Annotated in this window: 22 protein-coding genes and 1 tRNA gene; 10 read left to right on the forward strand and 13 right to left on the reverse strand. The window is 55.7% G+C overall.

The genetic code is table 11. The annotated features are described in order from the left end of the window. Positions 1–46: 46 nt before the first annotated feature. The 5 genes from B4O97_RS07360 to B4O97_RS07380 form a co-directional block, all read right to left on the reverse strand. On the reverse strand, positions 47–628 hold the full coding sequence (locus tag B4O97_RS07360) for an ACP phosphodiesterase (protein WP_083049649.1): 582 nt from the start codon (positions 626–628) through the stop codon (positions 47–49). Between the two features lie 61 nt (positions 629–689). After that, the gene (locus B4O97_RS07365) at positions 690–908 is read right to left on the reverse strand and encodes a hypothetical protein (protein ID WP_083049650.1); all 219 of its coding nucleotides are present in this window, start codon (positions 906–908) and stop codon (positions 690–692) included. 70 nt (positions 909–978) lie between these two features. Continuing rightward, positions 979–4,320: a UvrD-helicase domain-containing protein gene (locus B4O97_RS07370; protein WP_158084199.1), complete on the reverse strand. Its 3,342-nt coding sequence runs from the start codon at positions 4,318–4,320 to the stop codon at positions 979–981. Then, the gene (locus tag B4O97_RS07375; protein ID WP_083049655.1) at positions 4,320–7,004 is read right to left on the reverse strand and encodes a PD-(D/E)XK nuclease family protein; all 2,685 of its coding nucleotides are present in this window, start codon (positions 7,002–7,004) and stop codon (positions 4,320–4,322) included. The genes B4O97_RS07370 and B4O97_RS07375 overlap by 1 nt, the downstream gene beginning before the upstream one ends. A gap of 7 nt (positions 7,005–7,011) precedes the next feature. Further along, entirely contained in the window at positions 7,012–8,538 is a 1,527-nt protein-coding gene (locus B4O97_RS07380) for an HPr family phosphocarrier protein (protein WP_083049656.1), read from the reverse strand. 247 nt (positions 8,539–8,785) lie between these two features. Between B4O97_RS07380 and B4O97_RS07385 the strand changes: the two genes are divergently transcribed. From B4O97_RS07385 to B4O97_RS07400, 4 genes are all read left to right on the forward strand, one after another. After that, positions 8,786–9,706 carry a nucleotidyl cyclase domain-containing protein gene (locus tag B4O97_RS07385; RefSeq protein WP_143305595.1) on the forward strand — a complete coding sequence of 307 codons (921 nt, stop codon included), beginning with the start codon at positions 8,786–8,788 and terminating at the stop codon, positions 9,704–9,706. Next, complete coding sequence (locus B4O97_RS07390) at positions 9,703–10,647, forward strand: hypothetical protein (RefSeq protein WP_083049661.1); 945 nt, start codon at positions 9,703–9,705, stop codon at positions 10,645–10,647. The genes B4O97_RS07385 and B4O97_RS07390 overlap by 4 nt, the downstream gene beginning before the upstream one ends. A gap of 41 nt (positions 10,648–10,688) precedes the next feature. Then, a tRNA-Ala gene (locus B4O97_RS07395) sits at positions 10,689–10,762 on the forward strand. A gap of 12 nt (positions 10,763–10,774) precedes the next feature. Beyond that, on the forward strand, positions 10,775–12,421 hold the full coding sequence (locus B4O97_RS07400; RefSeq protein WP_083049662.1) for a hypothetical protein: 1,647 nt from the start codon (positions 10,775–10,777) through the stop codon (positions 12,419–12,421). Positions 12,422–12,439: 18 nt separating this feature from the next. On the opposite strand, the gene B4O97_RS07405 is transcribed toward B4O97_RS07400, so the two are convergent. The 3 genes from B4O97_RS07405 to B4O97_RS07415 are packed head-to-tail and all read right to left on the reverse strand — an operon-like array spanning position 12,440 to position 14,066. Continuing rightward, positions 12,440–12,718, reverse strand: coding sequence for a leader peptide processing enzyme (locus B4O97_RS07405; RefSeq protein ID WP_083049664.1), 279 nt, complete (start codon positions 12,716–12,718; stop codon positions 12,440–12,442). Then, complete coding sequence (gene lspA / locus B4O97_RS07410; RefSeq protein ID WP_083049665.1) at positions 12,711–13,292, reverse strand: signal peptidase II; 582 nt, start codon at positions 13,290–13,292, stop codon at positions 12,711–12,713. The genes B4O97_RS07405 and lspA overlap by 8 nt, the downstream gene beginning before the upstream one ends. Before the next feature lie 12 nt (positions 13,293–13,304). Further along, on the reverse strand, positions 13,305–14,066 hold the full coding sequence (locus tag B4O97_RS07415; RefSeq protein ID WP_083049668.1) for a Nif3-like dinuclear metal center hexameric protein: 762 nt from the start codon (positions 14,064–14,066) through the stop codon (positions 13,305–13,307). An 83-nt stretch (positions 14,067–14,149) separates the two neighbouring features. On the opposite strand from B4O97_RS07415, the gene B4O97_RS07420 reads away from it, so the two are divergent. The 3 genes from B4O97_RS07420 (at position 14,150) to B4O97_RS07430 (ending at position 18,412) form a co-directional block, all read left to right on the forward strand. After that, a complete protein-coding gene (locus B4O97_RS07420; RefSeq protein ID WP_083049670.1) occupies positions 14,150–16,540 on the forward strand; it encodes a Lon protease family protein in 2,391 nt (796 codons plus the stop codon). A gap of 82 nt (positions 16,541–16,622) precedes the next feature. Further along, entirely contained in the window at positions 16,623–18,104 is a 1,482-nt protein-coding gene (locus tag B4O97_RS07425; protein ID WP_083049672.1) for an HDOD domain-containing protein, read from the forward strand. A 77-nt stretch (positions 18,105–18,181) separates the two neighbouring features. Further along, positions 18,182–18,412 (forward strand): glutaredoxin family protein, encoded by a 231-nt coding sequence (locus B4O97_RS07430; RefSeq protein ID WP_083049674.1) that lies wholly within the window; start codon positions 18,182–18,184, stop codon positions 18,410–18,412. A gap of 47 nt (positions 18,413–18,459) precedes the next feature. Here B4O97_RS07430 and B4O97_RS07435 read toward each other — a convergent pair whose 3' ends face one another. Genes B4O97_RS07435 through rsmI form a run of 4 tightly spaced genes read right to left on the reverse strand, consistent with a single transcriptional unit; the run spans position 18,460 to position 21,531 of the window. Further along, positions 18,460–19,278 carry a TrmH family RNA methyltransferase gene (locus B4O97_RS07435; RefSeq protein ID WP_083049676.1) on the reverse strand — a complete coding sequence of 273 codons (819 nt, stop codon included), beginning with the start codon at positions 19,276–19,278 and terminating at the stop codon, positions 18,460–18,462. Continuing rightward, positions 19,275–20,462 (reverse strand): iron-containing alcohol dehydrogenase, encoded by a 1,188-nt coding sequence (locus tag B4O97_RS07440; RefSeq protein ID WP_143305597.1) that lies wholly within the window; start codon positions 20,460–20,462, stop codon positions 19,275–19,277. The genes B4O97_RS07435 and B4O97_RS07440 overlap by 4 nt, the downstream gene beginning before the upstream one ends. Before the next feature lie 55 nt (positions 20,463–20,517). Next, positions 20,518–20,802 carry a flagellar biosynthesis anti-sigma factor FlgM gene (locus B4O97_RS07445; protein WP_083049680.1) on the reverse strand — a complete coding sequence of 95 codons (285 nt, stop codon included), beginning with the start codon at positions 20,800–20,802 and terminating at the stop codon, positions 20,518–20,520. 3 nt (positions 20,803–20,805) lie between these two features. Beyond that, positions 20,806–21,531, reverse strand: coding sequence for a 16S rRNA (cytidine(1402)-2'-O)-methyltransferase (gene rsmI / locus B4O97_RS07450; protein ID WP_083049682.1), 726 nt, complete (start codon positions 21,529–21,531; stop codon positions 20,806–20,808). A 107-nt stretch (positions 21,532–21,638) separates the two neighbouring features. Here rsmI and B4O97_RS07455 point away from each other — a divergent pair, with 107 nt between their 5' ends. The 3 genes from B4O97_RS07455 to B4O97_RS07465 all read left to right on the forward strand — a co-directional run bounded on the left by B4O97_RS07455 (position 21,639) and on the right by B4O97_RS07465 (position 24,369). Further along, positions 21,639–22,037 (forward strand): hypothetical protein, encoded by a 399-nt coding sequence (locus tag B4O97_RS07455; RefSeq protein WP_083049683.1) that lies wholly within the window; start codon positions 21,639–21,641, stop codon positions 22,035–22,037. Positions 22,038–22,093: 56 nt separating this feature from the next. Further along, positions 22,094–23,869 (forward strand): aspartate--tRNA ligase, encoded by a 1,776-nt coding sequence (gene aspS / locus B4O97_RS07460; RefSeq protein ID WP_083049685.1) that lies wholly within the window; start codon positions 22,094–22,096, stop codon positions 23,867–23,869. Between the two features lie 200 nt (positions 23,870–24,069). Then, on the forward strand, positions 24,070–24,369 hold the full coding sequence (locus B4O97_RS07465) for a sll1863 family stress response protein (RefSeq protein WP_083049686.1): 300 nt from the start codon (positions 24,070–24,072) through the stop codon (positions 24,367–24,369). Positions 24,370–24,377: 8 nt separating this feature from the next. Here B4O97_RS07465 and B4O97_RS07470 read toward each other — a convergent pair whose 3' ends face one another. Then, positions 24,378–26,369 (reverse strand): hypothetical protein, encoded by a 1,992-nt coding sequence (locus B4O97_RS07470; protein ID WP_083049688.1) that lies wholly within the window; start codon positions 26,367–26,369, stop codon positions 24,378–24,380. Positions 26,370–26,372: the final 3 nt, after the last annotated feature.

A 26,372-nucleotide genomic window follows, 5' to 3' on the forward strand; every position in this document is an offset into this window, starting at 1 on the left:
ATCAGATTTCAGGCAAAGCCGCCCTGTTTGCATAGTAATACTCTAATTAATTATAGGGAAGCTTACAACCGACCTTTGCAGCAACCGACAGCAGTACTGTTCTGCCGGCATCCAGGACCTGAAGATTGTTGGAACCGAGGTAAGTCATGATGGAGTCCAGCGGAAGAGGTCTACGGGTTTTTCTGTTGAGGCGGAAAAAGGCGATCCGCATCCCCGGGAGTGTCCGATAGCTTTCGAACCAGTCCTCCCGCACCAGGACCATGGCGGTAAAACCAAAGCCTTCGATCAGGTGCCGTTCCTCTTCCAGTACCGAATAAACCCGGTTCTTGAAAAGAGAAAAAGGCTGACCACTGAACTTCTCCCACTGGGAAGCCAGAGCGTAATCGATAAACAGGTCCGCCAGTACACCGGCGTAGGGTAGTCCCGCGCCGGCAATCCCCCTGCGCAAATCCTTGAATGCCGGGTGCGCATCGGTGGCGGAATCGATCCTTTCATGCAGGACCAGCCCCTCCCGGAATTCCGGCGGCATGGCATCCGGCTTTATTCGCCTCACCGAATCACCGGCAAGGTTTCCCGCGAGAATACGGGGTTCAGGGGGAGATAAAAAAGCGTGGGCCAGATAGTTCATCCCTCCCAGTATACCCAATAAGGACCGGCAGGGAAACGTGTTCCGAATTCGGAGACTTGTTTTACTGTCCCGCTACCATGTGCCGGGCCCGATCCACCTGGGATGGGAACAGGTCTGAGGGAACCTTCTCGCTTCCCAGGGCCAGAAAGACGATATGCCTGGCACACTCGCTGCTGTCACCAAGGCAATAGCGCTTTTTCATCATACTCGCCAGGGAAGGCATGTTCTGCATCTTGTCGTTAAAGAAGGGACATCTGGGTAGACATTCACACTCTGCCATTTAAGACCTCCCGATAACTATTCTCAGTACCATTATCGGTTGAAATGAGAATAAAAATCAAAAAAAACGATCAGTTTTTCTCATGAACAGCAGAGATCAGCTCGTCCAGTGCCTCCGCTTTGAACTCGGAAAGCTCTTCCCGGGGGAGACCTTCCCTCACATAGAGCAGGAAGGACCGTACCGGTTTTCCGCAGAGTTTTTCCAGAGCCTTCCGATACAGCCACATCTGCATCGCATATTCCCCGGGAATCCGGCTGCGGTTGGTCTTGAAATCCACACAGATTATCTCTTCCCCAAGATCGGCATAGAGATCGATGACCCCCTCCACCAGGTTCCGGTGTCCTCCGGATTCGAGGGCGAGAGTGAAGGGAACCTCCGAATGAAGGGGAACACCGTCGGGTATAAGTTTCCGGCGTGAAGGAGAGTTCCAGAAGCGTTCTGCAAGCTCCTCAGCACAGGAAAGGAGGGCTTCCGTCTCGGGAGCGGTGAAACCCGCAAGCAGGGAATCAATCCCGGCGGGGCTCTTTCCGGTGATAATCCCCTCGAGGACCCGGTGGACCAGGGTACCGAAGAGCTCCTCCCGTTCACGGATCAGGGGGTCAATCTCCAGGATACCCAGCTCGGTCCCTGCCCGGGGGGAAGAAGCAGCGGTCGTCTGATTCAGCCGGCTGACGCTCAATACCGGGTGAAAATCCGGCATCTCAAAAAAGGGATCCTGTGTACGGCGATAATACTCCGTAAGGAGCTCTCTCCGGTCACCGACCCCGGGAGAGTCGGTCCCCAGTCGATGCAGCTCATCCCCCGATACCGGCAAAAAAGGACGAACATACGGGGAATCGGGATTTTCAACAGAACAGCCAAGGCCGGCAAAAATCAGGTCCAGCAGGGAGGGCAGGTTCGCGCTCTTCCGCTTCGGACTGTAGCCCAGCATCACAAGGTGCTGCTCCGCCCGGGTACAGGCTACGTACAGGAGCCGCTTCAGTTCGGCGGCCTCCATCTGCCTGGAAAGTTCCAGTCCCCGCTCATAGAAGGGATTCGGCTTAAGGCGCTTTCCGCTTACCGGACTTCCGGGCACCACCATGTTTACGGTAAGGCCGAATTCGGTATCAACAAAATAGGGAGCCCGCTTACCGGTCTCACTGGATCCCTGGCCCGTGGAGGCAAGCAGGACTATGGGAAACTCCAGTCCCTTGGACTTATGGATGGTCATAATACGCACTCCCTGCTCCCGGGTACGCAGGATCTCGATCTCCTCGAGTTTTTTGTAATCCCCCAGGTTTTCCCTCAGGAAATCGAGAAACAGGGCCATGGACTCGCCGGCGTCCCAGCTCTTGTCCGCCAGGGCCAGAAGGTATTCGTAGAACTCCAGGTATCCGTGCCAGGCCGGGTCCCGCAGCAGGTTGTAGCGATACCCTGCCTCGTACCAGAGAAAGCGGAGGACTTCCCTGTGGGGAAGCCGGTCGATCATTTCCCTCAAGCGGAAATGGATATCCCCTCCCAGGCGGTACTTCTCCGCCTCCTCGGGGGTAAAACCCCCGGAAGGCCCCTCAAAAGGGAGCCTCTCCTCCAGAAGCTCCGCCAGCAGGGCATCGTCGCTCAGGTTAACAAAGAAGGAACGCAGGTAGACCGCATAGGCCATACGGTCCTCGGGGTATACGCAGCACTGCAGGGCGGCATAGATATCGTTGACCGGGGCTTCGAGAAAGAGGGTGCGGATGTTTTCGGTGGTATAGGGAATGCCGAAACGACGGAATATCCGTTCGTAGACTATCTGGTTCCCCGTTGACCGCAGCAGAAGGGCAAAATCCTCCCAGGCCGGAGCCCTGATTCCCCCGGCATCGGAAAGCTGCAGCCCCCTGCCGTCAACCGCGTCCCGGATAAGCCGGGCAGCCTCGAAGGCCTCGCTCTCCACAGCGCTCAGATACTCGCCGGCATCTTCCCCGTCATCTCCGGAATCATCGAGATAGTGGAGCCGGATCTCCGGACTTGTATCCCCTTCCCGGGTTTTTCTTCCCGTCAGGGGACGAAACTCGGCTTCAAAATCCTTCAGTTCCTTTTCGGAACTGAAAACCGGAGGAAAAAAGCTGTTGAAAAAGCTAATCAACCCGGGATGGCTCCGGTAGTTGGTGCCCAGTTCAATTCCGTCCCGCCCCAGTTCACGGGAAAGTCGTTTGAAAACGCTTACGTCGGCCCCCCGGAAACGGTAGATCGACTGCTTCTCATCCCCCACAAAAAAGAGCTTTCCCTCTTCAAGGTCCTCAGGATCAGGAATCCCCGGGGAGAAACGGTCCGGCTTTTCCGCCAGCAGATACAGAAGCTCCTTCTGGATTTCATTGTTGTCCTGAAACTCGTCGATCATGATATGCCGGAACTGCGCCTTGTAGTAGCTCCGGAGCTCCCGGCTCTCCTTCAAAAGAGACACCGCCATGGATACCACATCCCCGAAGGAGACGAGTCCCCGGCTCCGTTTAAGGTTGTTCCAGCCGGCGGTAAACTCGTCCATAAGCCCGGCGATACCACGGTAGACATCTCCGTAGCAGAGTACGGCTGTAAGGGAGGCGGCCTGTTCCTGAAGGGGGCGCAGCTTTTCAATCAGGTCCCGCAGCAGAACGAGGTCCGGGTTTTTTACGTTGCTCCCGGGTTTTTTCGGCAGTTTTCTACCGGCAAGATCAAGCAGATCCTCCCAGGCGCTGCGGGCGATCAGCTCATCAGGATCCGGCCACTCTTCGGCAATTCTTGCGGCCTCCGCCAGGGTCTTCGAGGAAGCTGCGGCATCCCGGGCGATTTCGCCCATCTGACCGTAGAGAGCATCCAGGCGGGAGAAGATTTCTGCGGCCTGCTGTCGGCAGTACTCCTCCTGCCTGCTGAAATCGGCTTCATGATCCGGAGGATCGGCAATCCTGAGTTCCCGGACAGCATAGGAGGCAAAAAACTCCTTCCAGACCGTTTCAAACCCGTTGGCGGCAATCAGGGTCTTCAGGGCGGGATCAAGACGCTTCTCCAGGATGAACTGAAGAGCAAAGGACTCCGCCCTCTTCCGGAGTCCTTCCTGGTCCACGGAAAATGAGAGGGGCAGTCCGAACCGGGGAGCATCGTTCCTTGCCAGGCGGGAGCAGAAGCTGTCCAGGGTCGAAATGCGGGCCTGGTCGAAAAGGGTAAGCTGCTCCCGTACCACCGGCTCGTCGGCATGCTCCGTCAGGAGCCGGTGGATTCGGACGTGCATCTCCGCCGCGGCCTTACGGGTAAAGGTAAGGGTCAGGATCGAGGGGACAGCAGCCCCTTCCCTGACAAGCCGCAGATAGCGCCCGGCGAGTACGGTGGTTTTCCCCGAACCGGCACCCGCGGCGACAACGACGTTTCCGCCGGCCCCCACGGCCCGGAGCTGGTCATCATCATAAGGATGTTCAGCCATTATACCGCCCCCCGGACAACGTATTTTCCCCGGCACAGGGCCCTCAGGGTGCATCCTTCGCATTCCCGGGGATCCATCCGGTAATCCCCCGCCCCGATGCGACGCTGCATGAGGCTCAGACACTCCCGGGTGGTGCGCAGAAGACTGGTAAACTGCTCATCCTTCAACATGGGCTTGATTCCCCTGATTTCCAGGCTCGAGTAGACAACCCGGTATTTCCCGTCCGAGGCGGAGTAGTAGGCGCAGATCAGGTCATCCCCCGGATTCCACACCCCGGCCTCCTCCAGAAGCAGCACATAGAGGGGTATCTGCATGGTTGCGGGCAGTCCGTTTCCATCCTCCAGGTCCCCCTTTGTCAGGCGGAAACTCTTTTTATAGTCCACCACCAGAAGTTCCCCCGCAGGCCCCCGGGAGATGCGGTCAATCCGTCCCACCACCGGAACTCCGTCCAGAACGGCGGAAACCCGGCGTTCCGTTTGACCCGTGGAGTAGGCGTCGAAGTACTTTGCCTCCGCAACGGGGAAGGCTTCAAGCTGCTGTTTCAGGTTCTCCAGGGAGGCCTCCCAGGCGGGCTGCACAGGCAGCGGCCCTTTCAGCCGTGCAGCCTCCCGGTCAAGGATCTCCCCGGTTCGTATCCGGTACTCATCCAGCTCGGCAGAGAGGAAACGCCCCCCCGCAAGACTGGCGCTGAACTTTTCCAGTACCCTGTGCAGAAGGGTCCCCTCCAGCCGGTGGTCCCGTACCAGGGGGCTGTACTCCTCCTCCTTTAGTCCCAGAACCCGGGTAAACAGAAAAGCGAACGGACAGGCCCAGAAAGCATCCAGATCGGTGGCGGAGATCGCCGCCGACTTTTTTTCTCCGGATCCGGAGAAATAGCGTTCCCGGAGCACATCGACGAATCCGGCATGACTGATCGGACTGCCAAGCAGATCCAGGCTTCGTCCCTCCGCAGCGGTGGCATAAAAGCAACCGTATCCCCTTCCCTGCCGGGAAACAAGCGCTTCAGCAGAGGAAATCCCCCCTTTGAAAAAGGCCTCTTCCGCCTCATCCGGGTCTCCGGCAAGATCCTCCCCGGGAACTGATCTGACAAGGCGGTTCTCCACGAAGAATCCCGGGGGAAGTCCCGGTCCGTCGTAGCCGTTCTCGGCGCAGCTGACCCGTACAGCCTTTCCCGACTCCAGATAGAGCCGCAGATACAGCTCCCCGGCGTCATCGTCGCTGATGCCTGCATCCTCCCGCTGTGCCTCGTTTAACGGGAAGCCTCTGTCCCAGACAACCCGGCTCGAGTCCTGGGTCAGAAAGGGGACAAAATGATACAAGGGATCGATTCCGGCGGAAGCCCGGTAGGGGTAGACGGAGATTCCCACAGCTGTCTGCTGCTCCACATAGCTCTCTTCCTCGAGAGCGGCGACCCAGACAGCGTACGGTGAAGATACGGAGAGGGACGGAAACTCTTCTTCAGTCCCTGCAAAGTCATTCAGTACCTCAAGGGCGCGCTGGAAACTCCTCAGCTGCAGGGGGGATTCGGTTCTCCACCTTTCCGTATCAAGAAAGGTTCCGATAAAGGCCTGCAGCCGGGTTCCCACCTCGGCAAAGCTTCCGGCGCTGACGATTCCCCGGATCCCCGCGGAGAGCCGGCGGTACAGCTGCAGGGATTCCGTACAGCCCGCCCGGGAAAGCTGTTCCTCCCAGCCGTGAAGCCCCCCGGAATCCCGCCAGTTTCTTATGACATACGCTCCGGTCCCTTCCAGCAGCATGCTTCGCAGGGCGGCGGCCTCCTTCCAGGGGACCCCGGCATTCATGATCAGGTTCTTCAGGGCAGCATTCTCGAAGGAGGAGCCGAAGGCCTCGGTAAGCTCCCGGAAAAAACGGACCGACGCGTATTCCGTCAGGGGTCGCCCTGTCCTGACCTGAAGAGGAATACCGTAGCGTTCGGCGGCCTCCTCCAGGTAGCGTCTGTTTGTATCGATCTTCGGCAGGGTAATGGCGATCTCCTCCGGGTCCGTGCCCTCCTTGAGAAGGTCACGGATTCTTTTCATCAGTACAGAGGCTTCCAGACGCTGGTTTTCAAAAAGATCGATATGCCCCCGTCCTGTCAGTGGAACAGAAACACGCCGGATCTGCGGATGGGCCTCGAGGCCTTCACTGTACTGGGAATAGTCCTCCAAAACCTCGGGGAAACAGAGAAGATAATTCTGGGAAAAGCTGTCCAGGGAGGGTTCGAGCATGGATGGTTCGTAGAGGCTGTTTACAGCAAGAAAGCTGCTGTACCGGCGATGGAGCTCCCTCAGGTCATCGGCAACAGGCCAGCTGCAGCTCTCCAGGCGGGGAACCAGACCCGGCAGGCGGGGAAGGATCCTGCTGAGTTCTCCGGCGCCTCCGGAGGACCCCTCGGCTCTGGGCAGAAGACGGGAAAGAAAGGGAGAGTCCCGGTTTTCCTCCGCCAGGGTTTCTGCAAAAAGCCGGCGGATGCAGCCGTTTACCGGCCGCCGCGACTCTGTCAGACCGAAGGCTATCTCCTTGAAACGGTCCCAGGAAAGAAAGCGACTCCCCCAGACGGCATCGCAGAATCCCCGTCGGATCACCGCTCTTCGCCAGTAGCGGGCACTGATTTCAGAAGGAAAAACGAAGTTCCAGGAAACATCGGGCAGGAGGTCCTGAATTCGGGTCTGAAGATTCTCCATGAAGGAATTATCGGCGCAGATAGGAGAGTTCCGCAGGCAGCATTATGTTATTACCGTAATTGTCTTCCCCGTACCCGTTCTCCGCCAGGAGCTTGAGATCTGAAAGCACCCGGGTATCACCGGAAAATTCGACGGTAATACCGGTACGGATATCGATGCGTCCCAGGGCAAGCAGATGGGCAATACCCCGGGTTGCGAATTCCGCCAGGGTCTCTCCCTCGATGTAGGATATCTCCTCCAGGGAAAAATCAGCCTCATACATTACAATCTGATGGTTCTCCAGGAGCTTGACAATAAGACGCCGCAGGGCCTTTTTCATGACTCCCTCTTCCCGGGGAACACTGCCCATGGTCTCGGCTATTTCACAGACAATACCCCCCAGGGTTTTGCGCTTGGCCGCATTGATCGCTTCGTTTACCCTGAACAGTTCCAGGGGACTTGCGGCATTGAAGCTCTGTCCGTTCAGCCGGAGGGTAACATCGCTGCCGTAATGGGTAACGATCTTCGCCACCAGCGTGGAGGGACGTACATGGAAGCCCCTGTACTGGGGAACCGGGACGGATATGGTCCCCTGGACGGCGTAGGAGTGAATGATGTTCCGGCACAGTTCCCGGGCGGCATTAAAGAAACGGGACGAAAAGGCCAGGATATAGTCGATGAGAATGGACAGAAGTGTGTCCTCGCCTATCACCACGGCGTCCTGATTCAGCATGTGCCGTTCGTAATAGTGGCTGAGGACGGTCCCCGTCTCCAGCAGATGGAATATGGTGCTTACGTGGCCCCGAAGAACAAGAAGGTCTTCATCCCGTTCCTCCGCATCTGAATCCAGAAGATAGGTATCGTAGGTCGATTGAAGGGAGTGAAGGGCATGCTCCATATTGCGGATCCGGGCTTCCGAAACCGGTTCAGGAACATAATCGAGATATCGCAGATGCTTGTTTCTGTCCCGTATCCCAAACAGTTCCGTATCCTCTGAAAGATTAAGAAAGGTCGTTGCGAGATTCACAATGGTGGGACCGGGATTCTCCAGATGTCTTCTGGGGCGATCCTGACGCAGGGTCCCCTCAGGAAGATGTTCGGAGAAGTCCTGTACGACTTCGCCGGGTTCAAGTCCGTGGTGTTCCGCCTCCTTCAGCAGGTTCTCCATGGAGTTTTTCAGGGCGGCGGTGCTCTCTTTGAGGGTCTTTTTGGTGGCTGCGAGAAAATCCTCTTTTACCGAGATTATCCTGTAGCAGGGAAAGGAGGCGCTTATATGGGAAATATTATGGACAATCTGCGAGAAGGCCTTAACCGCCGCTATGGAACGTCGGAAGGCGTACCAGGACATGTTATGTCGGGCGCCGTACTCGTCCAGGAGCTCCTCGATTATCCGGCTTTCAAGGTTCAGCCGCCCGAGAAAGGGACGGGTATAATGAAAACCACCGTTTCGCTCTTCCGCTTCTCTCAGCATCGTAATGAGATATTTGGTTTTGGAAGATATTAATGACAGGAAGGCATCGTCGACGACGATCTGATCTCTACTGTGAAAACCCATGGAACAAGGCTCCATCATTAAACTCGGATGCTCCGCTGCGCATACCCGTCTGCATCAGCCTCTGACGGGATTGAGCCGAAGTTCATACATTGAATATATCTCCTGAGATATATAAGAACAAGACAATCGGCCAAAAATCAGTCATAATTCAGTCCCTCAGGTATCCGCCTAGAAATTAGCATTAGCAGAATAAAGAATCAAGCATATATTCCTTGACGGTCTGCGGTCTGCCGGTTTTAAATAGACTGTGCAGATTTCAAAGAGTCTATTACGGATATCAATAAAATCTCTGGTGGAGTCCATGGACCTGCCCACCATGGTCCATATCGCGAAGGACCTGTTGCCCGGCTACAATCTTCACGAACGGATGGGGATTCGCGAGAGCATGGCCATTCCGAACCTCGATGCCTCCCGCCGTATAATTGACGACCTGATCAGGGACGACAGGTTTCTCGACTTTGTCTCCTATCTTATCCGTTATGAAGAAGAGGGCGTCATGGGACGGCGCATAAGCGTCGCCTACCTGCGGGATATACTCAAGGAAGTCTACTCCCAGGGCTACCTCTTCGATAAGGACCAGCGCATGTTCGTGGAAGATCCCCGGATTCGGAAAACCCGAAACTGGGGAGTACTGCGTCCGGGGAATGAGTACACCATCTGTTTTCTGCGGATCGATATCGCCGGCAACACGGAGCTGGTTAAAAGCAACAGCACCGATACAGTTCACCGTTCCTACGGTTTTCTGCGGGAGACGGTGCACGCATCGGTGGAACGGCGCAACGGCAGAGTCTGGATGTGGGAGGGAGACGGAGGTGTGGCGGCCTTCTTTTTCGGAAACCGGAACCAGGCGGCGGCCCTGGCGGCGATGGAGATACTCCATGAACTGTTCCTGTACAACAAAACCAGCTGTCCCCTTTCCACACCGCTGTCCGTACGAATCGGAGTCCACTCAGGACTGTGTGAGTATACCGAGGATAATGCGGCGCTGATCAAATCCGAGACCCTCCAGCAGCTGGTGAATCTTGAGAAATCCCACACCCTCCCCATGCACTGCACCATAAGCATCGTCGTCCGGGAAATGCTGGACCATCTGGTAAGCTCCCAGTTTCTGCCCGTTCGCAGCAACAATCTGATCCATTATACCTACAGCCTGGAGCTGGAAGAGTGAAACGACTTGTTCTGATTACCCGCAGGCAGGAATCCCTCAGCTGTTTTGATACCATCAGGCGCTCCAAAAGCATCGACCTGGAAGTCAGGGATGACCTGGACTGGAAAAAAACTATCCGTGAAAACGGATCGATGATCTATCTGGACATCGGCTCTCTGAGCCCCCGGGAGATTCGCAAGGCCATACGGACCCTTGAATCCCAGGACACCCTCACCTACGGCATTGTCGATCCCGAAGGCCGTATTGACGACCCCGCCGATCTTTTTCACGGCGGCGCCTCCGACTACATCGGACCGGATTTACTGAATAAACGCCTCTCCTTGAGCAGGATAAACCAGGCGATGAACTTCTATCCCTATGTGGAGGACGAGGAGGAAGAGAGCGGAGACCTGAGCTGGGAGACCATCAGGGAGGGTGATGAGTACCCCTTCTACCTCCTCTACGCCGAACTGGACATCCTGCCGGAATGGAAGACAAAATCCGGCAGCAGCTTTATTACCGGACTACTGAAGACCTTTGAATCCCACATGAACCGGGTTTTTCTTCCCCTGGGCGGCCAGCTCTGGATGAAAAGCGACTACGGCGGGCTTTATCTCTTCCCCTACAGCGAGGGAAGCTCCGATATTATCCCGGCCTGCATGAGACTCATTCTGAACAGGGTACTCATCAGCATGGAGGTATTCTCCTACGGAACCCTGCTGCCCTACCACTTTTCCCTGGATACGGGGACTACGGTGTACAGAAAAAAGGGCAACACCGGAACGTTGATTTCCGAAGCGGTAAATTTTATATTCCATCTGGGACAGCAGTATACTCAGCCGGGGCAATTTGTTATCAGCAGAAGGGCTGCGGAGCATATTCCCGCGGGGCTTGCGGACTGTTTTGTTCCATGCGGGAACTATCATGACCAGGACATATTGCGCATGAAAGTGCCCAGGTAGTTGACATGAGAGGCAAGTATCGGTATCCTAAGCACGTTTTCGGGGGTGTAGCTCAGTTGGCTAGAGCGCGTGAATGGCATTCACGAGGTCATGGGTTCGATTCCCACCACCTCCATACTTTAACGCTATGAGCGACAACAACAGCACCAAAAGTGATCTTTTCTCCGGGGAACTTGACCCCGATATCGCCGAATTGATGGGCATCGATGACACGCCCTCCGCTCAGGTTCCCGATTTTGAAGAACTTTTTGAAGACACCTCTTCCGGCACTCCCGCCGAGGCGCACGTAAGCGATATAAGCAAGGACCGTTTTCATCCCGTCAGCCGTCTCGAACAGGACCCGGCTCCATATTTCCAGGACAAGGATTACTACAAGAAAGCCCTTGCCGGGGAAGGCGAGGTTTCCCAGAGGGTTCACAGTCTCCTTTCGAAATTTCTGAACACCCAGGACCCCAAGGAGCGATCCGTCTACAGGGGAAAACTCATATCCGCCTACTGGAACCTGGTGGAGAGCATCGGCAGGAAGGTCTGCTCCAGTCCGCCCCAGCCCAAGGTCCTGCTTCTCAGATACGGCGTCCTGCTGCCGACGCTGCTTTCCAAGGAGCAGCGCTCCATGATCTCCCGGATTGTGTACAGCAACACCACGGGAGAACCTGTCCACTACGTGGACGAGTGGCTTACCATGGTCGCCCGGGGGACCGTCGGAAACTCGGCCACGGATGAAACCAAGGCAGTGAGCCGCCGCAAGGAACATAAGGTCAATACCAAACTCGACCGGGTCAAGGGACAGCGGGATTTCCAGCTCAGCGTGCTGACCCGCAAGTTCGGCGAACAGGAGCGGATGGAAAACCAGCTCAAGGAACTCTCCAGGCTGGTGGCCGACCATGCCGCCCGTCAGGACCTGCCGGGGGTAAAAGAGGTCTATACCCCGGAGCAGCGGCAGTACCTGAGTACAATTGCCAACCTGGTAAAAGACCTGCAGCGCCTTGATACGGAGCTTGCGAATACCTTTGAGCATTTTCAGGAGAATGAAGCTGAATTCCGCAAACTCTCGGAAAGCGCCGGGGGAGCGGAATCCTACCAGGTAAACAATGACGCCCTGCAGACGGAGCTCGCCACGGTACGCCAGATGGCCAAGATGTGTGTGGGCAGGCAGGGAAACCACTTCCCCATTGCCATGAAGCAGTATTTCAGGGACAGTATCCGGGACATCTGCACCCGGGAAAACATCATCATGCAGATGGCCGCCGTGGAAAGTCTGGATCCCGGATTGTTCCTGCGGACCTTCAAACAGCAGACCAACCGCATCGTGCCCCATGTCGTTATCATTCCCAGTTACGGCGAACGGGGAATCTGCTGGGAACCCTTCGAAAAATACAACCGTGCCACGAGCCGGGGCAGAATTGCCGTGCCCCTCTTTCCCAAGGACAACAAGACCGCCATCATCGCCGCCCTGGGGGATCTCCGCTGGCAGGTCGCCAAGGAGAAGGCCCAGCATTACTGGATGGAAGAGGGTCTCACCGGCCGCTACTACCAGTGGTTCAGCGACAGACGGCTGCGGGGAGACGTGCGGGAGTATTTTATCAATGACTATATCCTGTGGATAACCAAGGAGAGCGAAGGAACCCAGAAGCTGGACCGGGAGGTCCGGGGCATTCTGTGGCGCTACTGCCCCTTCCCCCAGGAATTGCGGGATTCCCTGAAAAACCGGGGCTATGTCTACAACGAGCTCTACAAGCGGGATATAAACCGTTCCATGTCAGACGGGTATTGAACGGTCCTGATACCCGGACTAGCCTCTCTTCTTTTTCGGGAAAATCGGCTCGAAATACTTGTCCAGATCGATCTTCGAGGCCAGCAGCTTCATGATCCGGTGATACACAAGAAAGGAACCGATCACCGCCAGAATAAAGATCAGAATGAAGGCCCCCTGGGCCAGTCCGGGATGAACGTCCCGGGGCAATACCAGGGAAAGCATGACAATCCCCGCAACAAGAAAGAAAAACATAAGTATGATATTTACCACCGTGGCTGCGGCGACAAAAAGCAGAGTGTTGGTTTTCTTATTCACGATTTTCCACCTCGTTCTTCATCCGTTCCTCTTTCCCGGTTTTCTCCCGTCCCTGCAGCAGGAATGAGAAGGCCAGCAGGATACCCCCGACGACTATGGAGGCGTCCGCCACATTGAAAGCCGGCCAGCGTTCAAGTCCCATGATACCGTAGAATTTGACGGAGACAAAATCCACCACCCCCTGGGGCCGGAAAATCCTGTCGATCTGGTTTCCGAGACCGCCGCCGATAATAACCGCGATGCACCAGCGCTGCAATACCGACAGTTCACTGGTTCTGAAATAGTAAACCAGGACCCCCGCAAGCACAGCCAGGGGCAACAGTACAAAAACAATCCCCCGTACGGCAGCAGGGAGGCCATACCCGATACTGAAGGCCACTCCCAGGTTCCTGGTGTGGAGAATCCAGAGGAAGTCCCCTCCCCAGGCAAAACCCACCGTATGATAGGGGATGTTGGCAACAATCAAAAGCTTGGTCAGCTGGTCCGCAAGGATAATTACAGCGGTCAGGACAAGGGGCAGGTACAGATTCAGGTTTTTCGTTTTTTCCGGTCTGTCGGCTGCAGTTGTATTCATACCAGTGCGTCCTTATAGGCCCGTGGGAATATCGATAAAATGGGTCTCGAGACCGGTATCCCTTGCGACGCGTTCGGCCATGGCGGAAACCCCCCAGGTTTCCGACGCATAATGTCCGACGGCCAGCATGTTTATCCGGTTTTCCTGGGCTTCGTGATAGATTGTGTGATCCCCTTCACCGGAGATAAAGAGGTCCAGGTCTTCCTCGATGGCCTGCCGGATATCCCGGCTGCTCCCTCCTGAGATTATGCCCACGGTGCGGATCTCCGGTCGGCCAAAGGGGAGAACCGCGTTGCAGTCAGCCATCTCGATATCCAGCCGCCGAAGCACCTCCTCCAGTTCAAGGGGTTCGGGAAGAACCCCCTTGAAGCCTATGCTGCGGCCCTTGTACCAGCCGAAAGGCTCGGCAGCGGAAAGCCCCAGAGCGGCGGCCATACAGCCGTTGTTACCCAGTTCAGGATGAGCATCAAGGGGAAGGTGAGCGGCGTAAAGGGCGATGTCATGCTCCATCAGAAAGCGGACACGCCGGTAGTGGGCCCCGGTGAGGACCGACTCCCTCCCCCAGAAGATGCCGTGATGCACAAAAACCAGATCCGCCCCCAGCTCCGCAGCCTGCCTGAAGGTCTGCAGCGAGGCGTCTACAGCAAATACCAGCTTTTTCAGTTCCGGTTCCCGCCGTTCAACCTGTATGCCGTTTCTGGAGGGATCGATGGCGGCAAAATCATCCATGCAGAGCAGATCCCGGCAATAGTGGTGGAATTCGTCCAATCGCATGCCCCGTATTATAGGGACTCGATGAGATTTGGAAAAGGGCGCTGTGCTTGACAGTGGGCGGAAGAGCCTCGCATTATAGACTGATGAATGATGCTTACCGTCTGGGACCCCACGAGGTCGCCTTTGCCATTGACCCGGAACAACTGAAGGCCATTCCTTTCCCTGAGGATGATGAGCAGATAATCGGCCAGCCCAGGGCCGTTAAGGCCCTCCAGATGGGCACGTTTATCCGCGCCAAGGGATTCAACCTGGTCGTTTCCGGGATTCCCGGAACCGGACGGCATACGGCGATCCGGCGTATCCTGGAGGAGCTTCCCCCCACGAAAGGTCCGGACCGGGATATCGCTTTCGTCTACAACTTCCTGCGCCCAGAAGTTCCCATGGTGCTCTACTTTCCCCCGGGGACTGCCCGGCGCTTTAAACAGCTCATCCACGATCTCGTGGAGAAGCTTAAGGTCCTTATCAAGGCGCGGCTCTCCAGCGAGGTCTACAAGAACCGCCGGGACAGGCTCGTTTCGGGAATCGAAAAGGAAGAAAACCACCGCCTGGCAGAATTCGAAGCCCAGCTGGCAGCCCAGGGTTTTGCGGCGGTCCGGGTGGAGGATGAAGGCGTCCTGTCCACGGATATTGTTCCCCTCATCGACGGCGAAGCAGCCGATTTCGACCAGCTCCAGAGCATGGTGGCCTCGGGTGCCCTGGCGGAGGAGGAGTGGGAACGCCGCAGAGAGATCTACTACCGTCTGATGGACGAGATGCGTTCCATCTTCAGCGATCTGCAGCTTTCCAGGGCAGCCATGGAAGAGGAGCTCGCCCGTCTGCAGGCCGATACCGTTCGTCCTCCCCTGCATACCGAAATGGGAGAACTCTACCGGGCCTTTCCCCAGAAACAGATCCGTTCCTACCTCGAGGCCCTGGAACAGGACATCATCGACCGTCTGTTTGTTTTCACCGGAGAAGAACCCGCGGAAGACGCAGCGGGGAACAGAATCTTCCTGCGTTACGGGGTCAATATTCTTATGGAAGCCGGGGAAGGAGAGACTCCCCCGGTAATCTACGAGAACAATCCGACAGTCCAGAACCTTCTGGGAACCATCGAGTTCTCCATGGACATGAACGGACGGGGAGTAATGAGCTTCATGTCCATCAGGGCAGGCTCCCTGATCCGCTCATCCGGAGGATACCTGGTCATCCGTCTTGACGATCTGCTCCAGGAGGACGGCGCATGGCTTCAGCTCAAGCGGGTACTGCAGACCGAAATGGTGGAGATTCAGCCCCCCCAGGGAATGCTGGGACTTCCGGCGCCGCAGATCAAACCCGAGGCGGTCTCCGTTGACCTGAAGATTATCCTCGTGGCAGACGAAGGAGCCTACGATATTCTCTACAATGCAGACTCGGATTTTGCAAAATTCTTCAAGATCTGCGCCGAATTCGACAGCAGCATGGACCTCAATCCCGACGGCATTGCCCGCTACATGAGTTTCATGCGCCGATCCCTGAAGAATTCCGGGGGCCCGGAAATCTCCTGGGACGGTATGGCCGAGATAATCGCCTACGGAGCCTATCTTGCGGACCAGAGGGATAAACTCTCCACCCAGTTTTCCCTTATCTCGGATCTGCTTGCGGAGGCCTCCTACTGGGCAGGGAAAAGCGGCAAGCGGGAGATAGACGGAGAAACCGTTCAGCTCGCATTGCGGGAGCGGAACTACCTCTTCAACCTTCCCGAAGAAAAGCTCGAAGAACTGATCCTCCAGGGGGATATTCTCATCAGCATCGAAGGAGAAGAGATCGGCAAGGTCAATGGCCTGGCCATACATGACCGGGGATACTACGCCTTCGGCATGCCCACCCTCATCACCGCCAGGGTCGCTCCCGGAGAAGAGGGTCTGGTTAATATTGAGCGGGAGGTGGGCCTCTCCGGGGAAATTCACGACAAAGGGATACTGATCCTTGACGGCTACCTTCGGGCACGCTACGCCGTGGATTTTCCCCTGGCCATGTATGCCACAATCTGTTTCGAACAGTCCTACAGCGAAATAGACGGTGACTCCGCCTCTTCCACCGAGATGTACGCCCTGCTCTCCGCCGCCGGCAGGCTCCCCCTGCGGCAGGATATAGCCGTAACCGGCAGCATGAACCAGATGGGACAGATACAGCCGGTGGGAGGTATCAGCGAAAAAATCTCCGGCTTTTTCAACATCTGTAAAAAGAGAGGCTTAAGCGGCCGGCAGGGAGTAATTATTCCCGATCAGAACAGGAAGAACCTTTTTCTCCCCCCGGAAATCCGGGATGCCGTGAAGGACGGGCGGTTTCATATCTACCCCGTAAGCACCATCGATCAGGGGATGGAAATCCTCACCGGCATACCGGCGGGAGAACCGGGACGGGACGGACGGTTCCCGCCCAAGTCGTTAAACGGCCGGGTCGAACGGGAACTGAGGGCCATGGCCCTCCTGGTCAAGCAATTTAATAATTGATAACCGTTTACGATTGCTTGACCTCTAATTTTACAGAGACTATACTGAATACACCAGAGGTCATACCTACCAGGTGGTGTACATGTCAAAAGCAGTTGATGTCGAAAAAATAAAACGGGCAGCAAGGAATTCCATTCCAATTTCGATAAAAACCTTTACCCTTCCCCATGAAACTGAAGAGTACATGGAAAGAATTCTCGAGATTTTTCTCTCGGAATTCGGTCAGGATCAGCTCTCCAGCCGCATCGGTTACTGCATGCGGGAGCTTGCGGTCAATGCAAAAAAAGCGAACACAAAACGGATCTATTTCAAGGAAAAGAGCCTCGATATCAACGATCCCCGGCAGTACGAAGAAGGAATGGAACGCTTCAAGCAGGAAACCCTGGACAACATCGACTATTACCTGAACAAGCAGAAAGACGCCGGTCTCTACGTAAAGGTCGTCTACCATGCCAAGGGCAATGCCTTTACCATGAGCATCCATAACAATTCCCGCATCTCCCGCAAGGAACAGATCAGGGTCTACGACCGCATCGCCCGTTCCCGGGCCTTCGATTCCATGGAAGAGGCCCTCTCCTCGGTGATGGATGATTCCGAGGGAGCCGGGCTGGGAATCGTGATTCTGGTACTGATGCTGAAAAAGATGGGCCTGGACGAGGACGCCTTTGATATCGATGTGGACGGAGACGAAACCATTGCCCGGATTACCGTACCTTTCTCTGCGGTACACCTGGAGAATATCAACGAACTATCCAGGGAGATCGTCAACGAGATCAACGAGCTGCCCCAGTTTCCCGACAATATCGTCTACCTTCAGAAACTGATCAGTGATCCCGATTCGGAGATCTCCGATATCGCCAGGCAGATCAGCACCGACCCCTCCCTGACGGCGGACCTTCTCAAGCACGTAAACTCGGCCCAGTTCATGCTGCCCAAGAGGGTCGACAACATTGTGGAGGCCGTCAAACTGGTGGGCTTCCGGGGTATCAAGAATCTGCTCTACTCCTTCGGAACCCTTAAAATCCTCGATTCAAACCAGCGCTGGCTCTGGGACCACAGTTACCGGACCGCTTTTTACGCCTATAACCTGGCAAAGAACTTTAAACGCAGGAAGGAGCTGCTGGATGACGCCTATGTGGGGGGCATTCTGCACGATATGGGAAAAATCATCTTCTCCAATGTACATCCCAACCTTCTGGAGAAGATCCAGGGCTTCTGCACGGACCGTAATATTCACCGCGACTTCATCGAAGACCTGAGCGCCGGACTGAATCACGCCGAAATCGGGGCACTGATCGCAGAAAAGTGGAACTTCCCCGTATCCCTTATCGAAGCCATCCGTTACCACCATGATCCCCTGGCCGCTCACAACGAGTTCCGGGACGTTGTTTACACCGTCTATCTGGCCAACGCCCTCTGCGGGTATGAGCGGGGTGATATAGAATATGATCAGCTGGAAACCGAAGTTATCCGGGATTTCGGAATCACCTCCCAGGATAAGCTGGATATGGTGCAGCAGCGCCTGTCCCTAGCCTTTGACGACGAACGAAACAAGAAATTGTAATTCCACACAAAAGCCTCTTGACTTTTATATATATAGTATTTAATATATATGCATACGATTAAGAGAGGGAGGCTACAATGGCAGTAAGAATCTACACCACTCCAAGCTGTGTATACTGCAATAAGGCGAAACAGTATTTCAGAGAAAATCACATCTCCTTTACGGAGTATAATGTGGCCAATGATATGCGCCGGGCGGAAGAAATGGTAAAGAAGTCGGGCCAGATGGGTGTTCCGGTGGTGGATGTAAACGGCAAGATCATCGTGGGGTTCAACCAGCCGGAGATTGAACGCGCCCTGCATCGCTAGGAACTCAACAGATCATGTTAAAACCGGCGGTTCATTCCGCCGGTTTTTTATTGCCTGGACTCGAACCAGCGCTGAAGAGTAATGGCGGCGGCCACTGAAACATTCAGGGAGGCCTTGGCCCCGCCCATGGGGATGGAGAGCCTGACATCGGCCCGTAACAGGGCCTCCTCACTCAGGCCCCACTCCTCGTTCCCCAGCAAAAGCAGCCCCCCGGAAGGAAATGAGTACGACCCGATACCGGTGCCTCCGGTTTCCAGGGCAATGACCTGCGTGCCGTTCCCACTGTCGCCGGAGGCAAGACAGGCCTCCTGAAGGCTACACACCGACCACGGGACCGCCAGAGACGCACCCATGGAACTACGGCTTGCCCTGGGCTGTTCGGGGCTCGGTGTGGCTGGACTCAGGTATATATGCCGCACCCCGAAGGCTTCGGCGGAGCGAAAAATATTCCCTACATTGAAGGGAGAACGCAGGTCTTCCAGAAAAAGATCGACGGGCAGCACACGTCGCGCTCCGGAATCGAGAAGCTCTGTTCCGGGGATCCGCAGATCCCAGTCCGCCAGGGCTGTTCCAAGTTCTGTCAGAATAATAGTGCAGATTACCCCGCATTCTCTGCCAAAGTCAGGCGACAGGGGGCCAGACAGGCTAAGACCGGCTTTTCGCAGCCGCTCTTCCAGCTTTACCGCCCGTTCCCGTACGGCGTCCGCCGTATCGGAACGTACCAGGGTTTCGCACAGTCCCGCCAGATAATAGCTGTCCACCGGTCTGGACGCCCGTATCTCGGCCTCAAAGCCGCGAAGAAGCTCAGCAGCCTTACGCAGACGGTTTTTCGTCGACAGTCCCGCCAGCTTTCGCAGGGCGATCATAGGACCTCTTTCAGCAGGTTTAGGAGCTCCTCCTGATCCAGGGCTTGGGGCATCTGGTCGGCCAGGCCCATTGCTGTCGCCGCATCCGCCAGGACCGGAAGCTCCCGGGGGCCGAGTCCGTAGTCGCTGAAACGCAGCGGAAGCTGCAGCGAATCGATTTTGCGCCGCAGGGAGGCGATAACCGTATCAGCCGCAGCGGGAGTCCCCATTCTGCGGGTGTCCTCCTCGAGGATGGGAGCCATACGGGCAAGTTTGGCGGGACAGGCCCTGCGTCCGTATTCCAGAATCACCGGCAGCATCAGGGCCGCAATCCCGGATTTCGGCACCTGAAACAGACCTCCCGCTGTTATGGCCACAGCACTTCCCATTCCCGGGGATCCCATGGTCAGGCCGAAGGCAGAGAGCAGCCCTGCCTGGTACAAACAGAGATCAGGCCCGGAAGGGTCCTCTTCATGCACCGAACCGATACACCCGGCAAGCAGCCCGAGGGAGCGCAGAAAAATCGTATTGGAGATAAAATTGCTGCTTTGGGAGAAATAGCCTTCCAGGGAACTCAGCATCGTATCCAGAAGAATGGCGGAACGGTTCCGTTCGGACAGGCCCGCCGCATACCGCGGATCCAGGATGACCAGGTTCGGAAAAGCCTCTCTGCGACGAAAAACAGAGCTGTGTCGGTTACGGGCATCGATGAGAAAAAAATCCTCCCGCAGCATAAAGGGGTTTCTGCAGGAGGTGGGAACCTCGATATAGGGATAGACGGATGTGCCGGCCTCCCCTTTCTCCTTGAGGCTGTCGAGATCAGAGATACCCGCGCCGAAGGCGGCCACCGCCTTTGCCAGGGAAAGGACCCGCAGGCCGCCGAAGCCGATAATCATCTGGACTCTGGCGGATTTAGCCAGATCGAGGCACTCCTCTCCGGCCCTGCTCGTTGATTCTGCGCCTATCCCGGCATAGCTGATTGTCTCGACCCCGGCGCTCTCCAGGCTGGAACGCAGCTCCTTCAGCAGTGCTGAGGATCGAAAGGCTGTTTCGGTAATGACGAGTGCCCTGGAACCGAACCTGCGGGCTTCGGTTCCCAGACGCAGGCGGGAGTCGAGGCCGAAGATGACCCTTCCGGGCATATAAAAGGCGAGACTGTCCATGACGATGAGTATAGTACGGATCCGTGCTTTTGGGCAGGGCAAAAAAAATCCCCCTTGCGGGGGGATTGTATATCCTTGTCCTGGTTATGGATGAGTTTTAGAGGCCGAAATTCTTCATTATGTTGTCCGCAACCATCTCGATGACCTTGTCGTTGATATAGTTCGGATCTTCAAGTTTTCGCTTTACTTCCTCAACACGGTCCATGCGTATATCCGCGCTGTTTTTCACAGCCTCATTAACCTGGTAGAGCTCGGCAAGATTCTTCGCCTCTGAGGATACGTTGACTGAATCCTTCTCCACCACTTTTTCCGGTTTGGAAGTGTTGCTGTTCTTCTTGAGTTTTGAGATTGAATCTATCGGTCCAAGACCCTCAATTGTCATTTCTCATCCCTTCCTTTCACTGACATTATCGTCATTTTCCCCATAAGATTGAGAAAAATTCCTTCCCTCAACCATAATTGCGAACTCTCCCTTAATGCTGGACCGTTCGCCAAGTTCTGTCAAGATGTCCGCCGGGTACCCCCGCAAAAACTCCTCGTGGATCTTGGTCATCTCCCTGCCCAGGCAGATTCTGCGATCCGGGGCAAGCTCCGCAAGATTCTTTAGAAGCTTAAGGATACGGAAAGGAGACTCGTAGAGAATAAAATTCTCTTCCCGCTCAAGCAGTTCAGCCAGTCTCCGCTTGCGCCTCCCCTCCCTGGGGCTCATAAAGCCGTCGAAGGTAACCGTTCGTCCTCCGAAGCCTGCCACACTGATCAGCGCAGCAAAAGCTGAAGCCCCGGGCAGAGGGACGACCGGAAAACCGGCATCCCGGACAAGGTTACACAAAACCGCCCCCGGATCGCTCAATCCCGGAGTACCCGCGTCGGATGCATAGGCGACATCGGCGCCCCCGGAGAGGTGCTCCACAAGCTTTTCCGCCGCTTTAGCCTCGTTTCCGGCCCTGCAGCTCATCAGATGCTTCCGAATACCGTAGGCATTCAGCAGCTTGACGGTCTGCCGGGTATCCTCGCAGGCAATTACTTCCACATTCTTCAGAACTTCCACCGCCCTGAAGGTTATGTCCCCCAGGTTTCCGATCGGTGTTGCAACAATAAAGAGGCTACCCACATCTTATTGTACTAAGCTTCGGTACAAATTCCAATTCTTTTTACGAAAAAGGGGCTATACTCTGCTGATACTCCCGGGATTTGCCGAAAAATGAGCGAGGGAAGTCCATGAACCTGATAATCCTTGCACTGATGGCGGCCCTGATTGTGCTGCTGCTTGGCGTCTATTTCCGTCTCTCCCCGTCCCGGGACCTGAAATACAGGCCCGCAGTCCCGGAAGAACTTCCGGGAACAGGAAAACGCAGTCCCTGTCCCCTCTGCGGGTGCATGCTGCAGCCGGGAGAGAGGGTCCATTCGGTGGTGTACCCCGGAAAAGGTGACCGCCTGGCGGAGATCTACGGCTGCCCCTACTGCTATCCCCCCAACAGGACCCACCGCCGCTACTGCCCCTCCTGCAAACGGGAACTCGAAGGAGACGAGCTGGTGTTTGCCCGGCTCTTTGAAAACTCCGGCAAGGTCCACGTCCATGTCAACGGCTGCCGGATCTGCATGCGCCGCAGATCCTGAAGACTGATTTTCAGATCTTGCCAGTACAGCGGGGCTAATGCTACAGTCAGACTACCATGGAACACTACAAACGAACCGCTACCTGCGGACAGCTCAGCGCCGCCGATGAAGGCGCTACGGTTACTCTCAACGGATGGGTGCATCGCCGCCGCGACCACGGCGGGGTCCAGTTTATCGACCTCCGGGACCGCTATGGTCTGACCCAGATTGTTGTCGACGAAGACGCCGCCGGGGAGGTCAAAGAGACCGCGGCGGAACTCAAGTTTGAATACTGTATCGCCGTTGTCGGAACCGTCCGCAGTCGGCTTAATCCGAATCCCAATATTCCCACCGGCGAGATTGAGCTTAAGGCGGAAAAGATCGAAATCCTCTCCCGCTGCGAGGTCCTTCCCTTCATGATTGACGAGAAAAGCGACGCCAGGGAAGACCTGCGCCTGAAATTCCGCTACCTTGATCTGCGGTCCTTTTCGATGCAGCGCAAAATACGGCTGCGCCATGATGTTACCTTCGCGGTACGCGAGTTTCTGAACGGGGAGGGTTTTCTGGAAATAGAGACCCCGACCCTGATCAAATCCACCCCCGAAGGTGCCCGTGACTTCATCGTTCCCTCCCGGCTGCATCCCGGAAAGGTGTACGCCCTGCCCCAGTCGCCCCAGCTTTTCAAGCAGATCCTTATGGTCGGCGGCTGTGACCGTTATTTTCAGATCGCCCGCTGCTACCGCGACGAAGACGCCCGGGGAGACCGTCAGCTGGAGTTCACCCAGATCGACCTGGAGATGAGCTATGTTTCCAAGGACGACGTTTTCGCCGTCACCGAAGGGATGATGGCCCATATCTTCAAAAAAACCATGAACATCGATCTGCCCCGCCCCTTTCCCCGGCTTCCCTACTTTGAAGCCCTGGACCGCTTCGGCAGCGATAAACCGGAACTCCGCTTCGGCATGGAACTCCAGGACTTCGCCTCCTTTGTTTCCGGGTCAGGATTCAAGGTCTTCGAAGGCGTGCTGGAATCCGGTGGAGTAATAAAGGCCCTGGTTGCACCGGGCTGCGCCGAATACTCCCGCAAACAGATCAACGAACTTGAAGAGACTGCAAAAACCTACGGCGCCAAGGGCCTGGCCTGGATGAAGGTAAGCGACTCCGGCGAGCTTGACGGCGGCATCGCCAAATTTTTCGCCCCCCGGGCACAGGAGATCCTTTCCAGCCTCGAGGCCGGGCCCGGAGACCTTATTCTCTGCGTCGCAGATGAACGTCATACCGCCTGCACCTCCCTGGGGGCCGTACGCCTGCGTCTGGGCCGCAACCTGGAACTGATTCCCGAGGGGACCTTCAACTTCTGCTGGATAATCGATTTTCCTCTCTTCGAATGGAACAGCGACGAAGAGAAATGGGACCCTGCACACCACATGTTCACCATGCCCCAGGCACAGTACCTGGACACCCTGGAAAAGAATCCCGGGGATGTCCGGGCCGACATGTACGACCTGGTCTGCAACGGGTTTGAGCTGGCTTCCGGCTCCATCAGGGTCCACGATCCGGAGATCCAGAAACGGATTTTCCAGATCGTCGGCTTCAGCGAGGAGGAGGCCCAGAACCGTTTCGGTTTTCTGCTGGACGCCTTCCGCTACGGACCGCCGCCCCACGGCGGGATCGCTCCGGGACTCGACCGGCTGGTAATGATCATGGCCGGAGAGAACTCGATCCGCGAGGTGATCGCTTTCCCGAAAAACACGGTGGGAATCTCTCCCATGGACGAGTCTCCTTCTCCGGCGGAACCGGATCAGTACCGGGAACTGCACCTGGCGGCTGTCCCCGTACAGGAAAAGGAGTAAACCAGAAGCATGGCAGCCTTCGGGGTGCTGTTCCGGTCGTGATCTCTTTCATACGGAACAGCTGCTCCGAGGTCCCTGTGAAGCTGCAGGGACTACCGGGTCCTGCAGCCGACTGAACCGGACAACCCCGATCTTTCCTTGCCTTCCCATGTGTTCATGGGTACTTTTGCTGGGAGGAAACAATAAGCGGAGGTACCGACATGAAAGAAGAAGATAAGGAAAAACTGAAAAGCAACATCAACAGCACCATCGACAAGGTTGACGCAAAACTGGAGGAGCTGAAAGCCAGGAGGAAGGAACTCTCGGGAGAAATTCGCAGACAGATCGATACCCGCATAGCGGAACTGGAGAAAAAACGGAAGGAACTTGTTGCCCAGTCATCGGAGTTCGGCAAATCCGCCGGAGAAGCGGCACGGGACCTGAGCGAAGGACTCAAGAGCGCTCTCAAGGACCTGGAGGCCGGGGTCTCAGCCGCCTGGAAAGAGTTCCGTAAGCACTAGGATCTTCCCTAACTGATACGCTGATTACCGAGGATCTTGATAATATAGAGCTTTATATAGGTCATCAGCGCAGCCTTGTTCTTGATCTGATCAAAGGCATCATGTTCAGATAACTGCCGGGCCATATTCTCTATACGGGCCAGGTCCGGCGGTTTCACCCGAAAATGTTTCTTGATCGACCTGATAAAATCCCTGATCAGAGAATTGACATCCTCCACCAGGTTTGCCTTTGCCTGGGGGTCGTAGAGGGGATTCCATTTCTCCGCCAGTTCGCCCAGAGACTGATCGATGGGCTTATCGTTGCCCGCGACTCTCCGTTTCAGAACCTCAAGAGCCTCCTTGTAGTTCAGGAGATCCTTCTTTTTGCCTGCTCCTCCGGTACTTGGGGGAGATACAGGGGCAGCATCGTGCTGGTCCATGTCAGAGAGAGACGTCGATACGAATCCTTCGCCCCGGGCACGCTTTTTGATCTTTTTCTCCCCACCGCTTCGTACGTGATTGTTCCTGCTGAAGCCCGAGGAGAAGCTCCGGAAAAACTTTGCCACCGCTACAAAAAGAGGGATGGTTTTCCACAGGGGAATCTTGAACTTGGCGTCCTTTACCAGCTCCTCCCGCTTGAGTTTCAGCACCTCATCCAGGGGTTTCAGGGAATGGTGCTGGGAATCGAAGAGATCCTGGGTATTTTTGGTCGCTTCGAAGCCGTACTTCCCCGATTCCAGGGCAAAAAAGAGCAGATCAAACCTGAGCAGCCCCGAGAGCAGAGGATCCTCCTCCTTCAGGCGACGTTCAAGATCCCGGATAAAAGCTTCATCATTCTTCATTTCGGGGCTGGTCTGATAGTTGTTCAGAAGCAGGGTAAAAAGGTTCTGATACTCCCTTTTCAGGATTTCATTGGTGTCCCGCAGCTTCTTCAGGGTGAGAGGGATGATCAGTTCCCGGTGAATAAAATACTCCTTATTGTCCGGAGTCCTGACCCGCACCACCTCCGGCAGCTGTTTATTGTCCCCGGAGGTGGTCAGTTTCCGCAAATATGCGTTGAGATCATCCAGGGAGAACCTCTTGGAGAGGGGCACACCGTTTTTATCCTTGAAGGAGTGGATACTGTTGAAGGTAAAGAAGTAGGGCGCGTTCCGGAATCCCTGACGCACCTGCTTCAAGGCGTTTTCCTTGTCCTTTTCCCGCTGGGATATGCTCTTGTAGTACATATTGTAGAGTCCCAGCATATAGGCGGACTGAATATAGGCATTCTCCAGGGCGGTACGGTTGTTCTTCTTGTTGTACTCCTGAATCATGGAACTGGCCAGGTGTGTCCAGAACTGAAAGGAGAAATCCGTCGGTTCAAGCAGGGAGGAGATTGAAGTCCGAACCTGGGTCAGGACCTTGGAAAACATGTCCTTGAGGCTCGCTTCCCGGTTCTTGAAGATTCCCCGCATCCGGCTCTGCATATACTCCGCATTGCGGTGGGTATTCAGGTAATTGCGGATTTTCTGGACCGAGAACTCAAGCATTTTATTTTCCACCATGGTCGAGGTGGTCAGAATCGAGGGGATGGTGTCGGGAAAGGTGAGTCTGACAATCTCCTGATCGTCTTTCTTTTTCAGGAGCTCAACAAACTCGGTCTTCACATCCACTGTGTTCATGGCGCCGTCGGGAATCTCGTACCCGGTACTCTCCAGGGAAGGAAAAGGCTCCTCAGGTTTCTGCTCGATATCCTTGTAAAGCTTGTGTATCTCGTAGTAGTAGAATTTCGGATAGAAGATCGTCTTTATCCGGTCGTCCTGCTTCTCCAGGCGCAGAATTCCTCTGGAGGCAAGCTCCTCCAGCTGTGAATCAAGCTGTTCCGGAGCACTCAGACGCGGGTCGATCTCTTCCCCCTCACTCACAAGCCGCTCAGCATACTTCTGGGCATAGGCTGTAAAGGAGGTGAAGTTGAAGCGGGGTTTTCCCATGCGGAGGGAATAACCGCGGATGATGGTATTCAGATCATAACGGCCTGCCATGGA

Origin of the sequence: Marispirochaeta aestuarii, from assembly GCF_002087085.1 — a bacterium.
In the GTDB taxonomy this organism is placed as follows: Bacteria; Spirochaetota; Spirochaetia; order JC444; family Marispirochaetaceae; genus Marispirochaeta; species Marispirochaeta aestuarii.

What these genes read in the sequence shown, in the direction of transcription:
- B4O97_RS07360 (WP_083049649.1), bottom strand. Translation starts at nt 628, where the DNA reads ATGAACTATCTGGCCCACGCTTTTTTATCTCCCCCTGAACCCCGTATT.
- B4O97_RS07365 (WP_083049650.1), bottom strand. Translation starts at nt 908, where the DNA reads ATGGCAGAGTGTGAATGTCTACCCAGATGTCCCTTCTTTAACGACAAG.
- B4O97_RS07370 (WP_158084199.1), bottom strand. Translation starts at nt 4,320, where the DNA reads ATGGCTGAACATCCTTATGATGATGACCAGCTCCGGGCCGTGGGGGCC.
- B4O97_RS07375 (WP_083049655.1), bottom strand. Translation starts at nt 7,004, where the DNA reads ATGGAGAATCTTCAGACCCGAATTCAGGACCTCCTGCCCGATGTTTCC.
- B4O97_RS07380 (WP_083049656.1), bottom strand. Translation starts at nt 8,538, where the DNA reads ATGGGTTTTCACAGTAGAGATCAGATCGTCGTCGACGATGCCTTCCTG.
- B4O97_RS07400 (WP_083049662.1), top strand. Translation starts at nt 10,775, where the DNA reads ATGAGCGACAACAACAGCACCAAAAGTGATCTTTTCTCCGGGGAACTT.
- lspA (WP_083049665.1), bottom strand. Translation starts at nt 13,292, where the DNA reads ATGAATACAACTGCAGCCGACAGACCGGAAAAAACGAAAAACCTGAAT.
- B4O97_RS07415 (WP_083049668.1), bottom strand. Translation starts at nt 14,066, where the DNA reads ATGCGATTGGACGAATTCCACCACTATTGCCGGGATCTGCTCTGCATG.
- B4O97_RS07420 (WP_083049670.1), top strand. Translation starts at nt 14,150, where the DNA reads ATGAATGATGCTTACCGTCTGGGACCCCACGAGGTCGCCTTTGCCATT.
- B4O97_RS07425 (WP_083049672.1), top strand. Translation starts at nt 16,623, where the DNA reads ATGTCAAAAGCAGTTGATGTCGAAAAAATAAAACGGGCAGCAAGGAAT.
- B4O97_RS07430 (WP_083049674.1), top strand. Translation starts at nt 18,182, where the DNA reads ATGGCAGTAAGAATCTACACCACTCCAAGCTGTGTATACTGCAATAAG.
- B4O97_RS07435 (WP_083049676.1), bottom strand. Translation starts at nt 19,278, where the DNA reads ATGATCGCCCTGCGAAAGCTGGCGGGACTGTCGACGAAAAACCGTCTG.
- B4O97_RS07445 (WP_083049680.1), bottom strand. Translation starts at nt 20,802, where the DNA reads ATGACAATTGAGGGTCTTGGACCGATAGATTCAATCTCAAAACTCAAG.
- B4O97_RS07455 (WP_083049683.1), top strand. Translation starts at nt 21,639, where the DNA reads ATGAACCTGATAATCCTTGCACTGATGGCGGCCCTGATTGTGCTGCTG.
- aspS (WP_083049685.1), top strand. Translation starts at nt 22,094, where the DNA reads ATGGAACACTACAAACGAACCGCTACCTGCGGACAGCTCAGCGCCGCC.
- B4O97_RS07465 (WP_083049686.1), top strand. Translation starts at nt 24,070, where the DNA reads ATGAAAGAAGAAGATAAGGAAAAACTGAAAAGCAACATCAACAGCACC.
- B4O97_RS07470 (WP_083049688.1), bottom strand. Translation starts at nt 26,369, where the DNA reads ATGGCAGGCCGTTATGATCTGAATACCATCATCCGCGGTTATTCCCTC.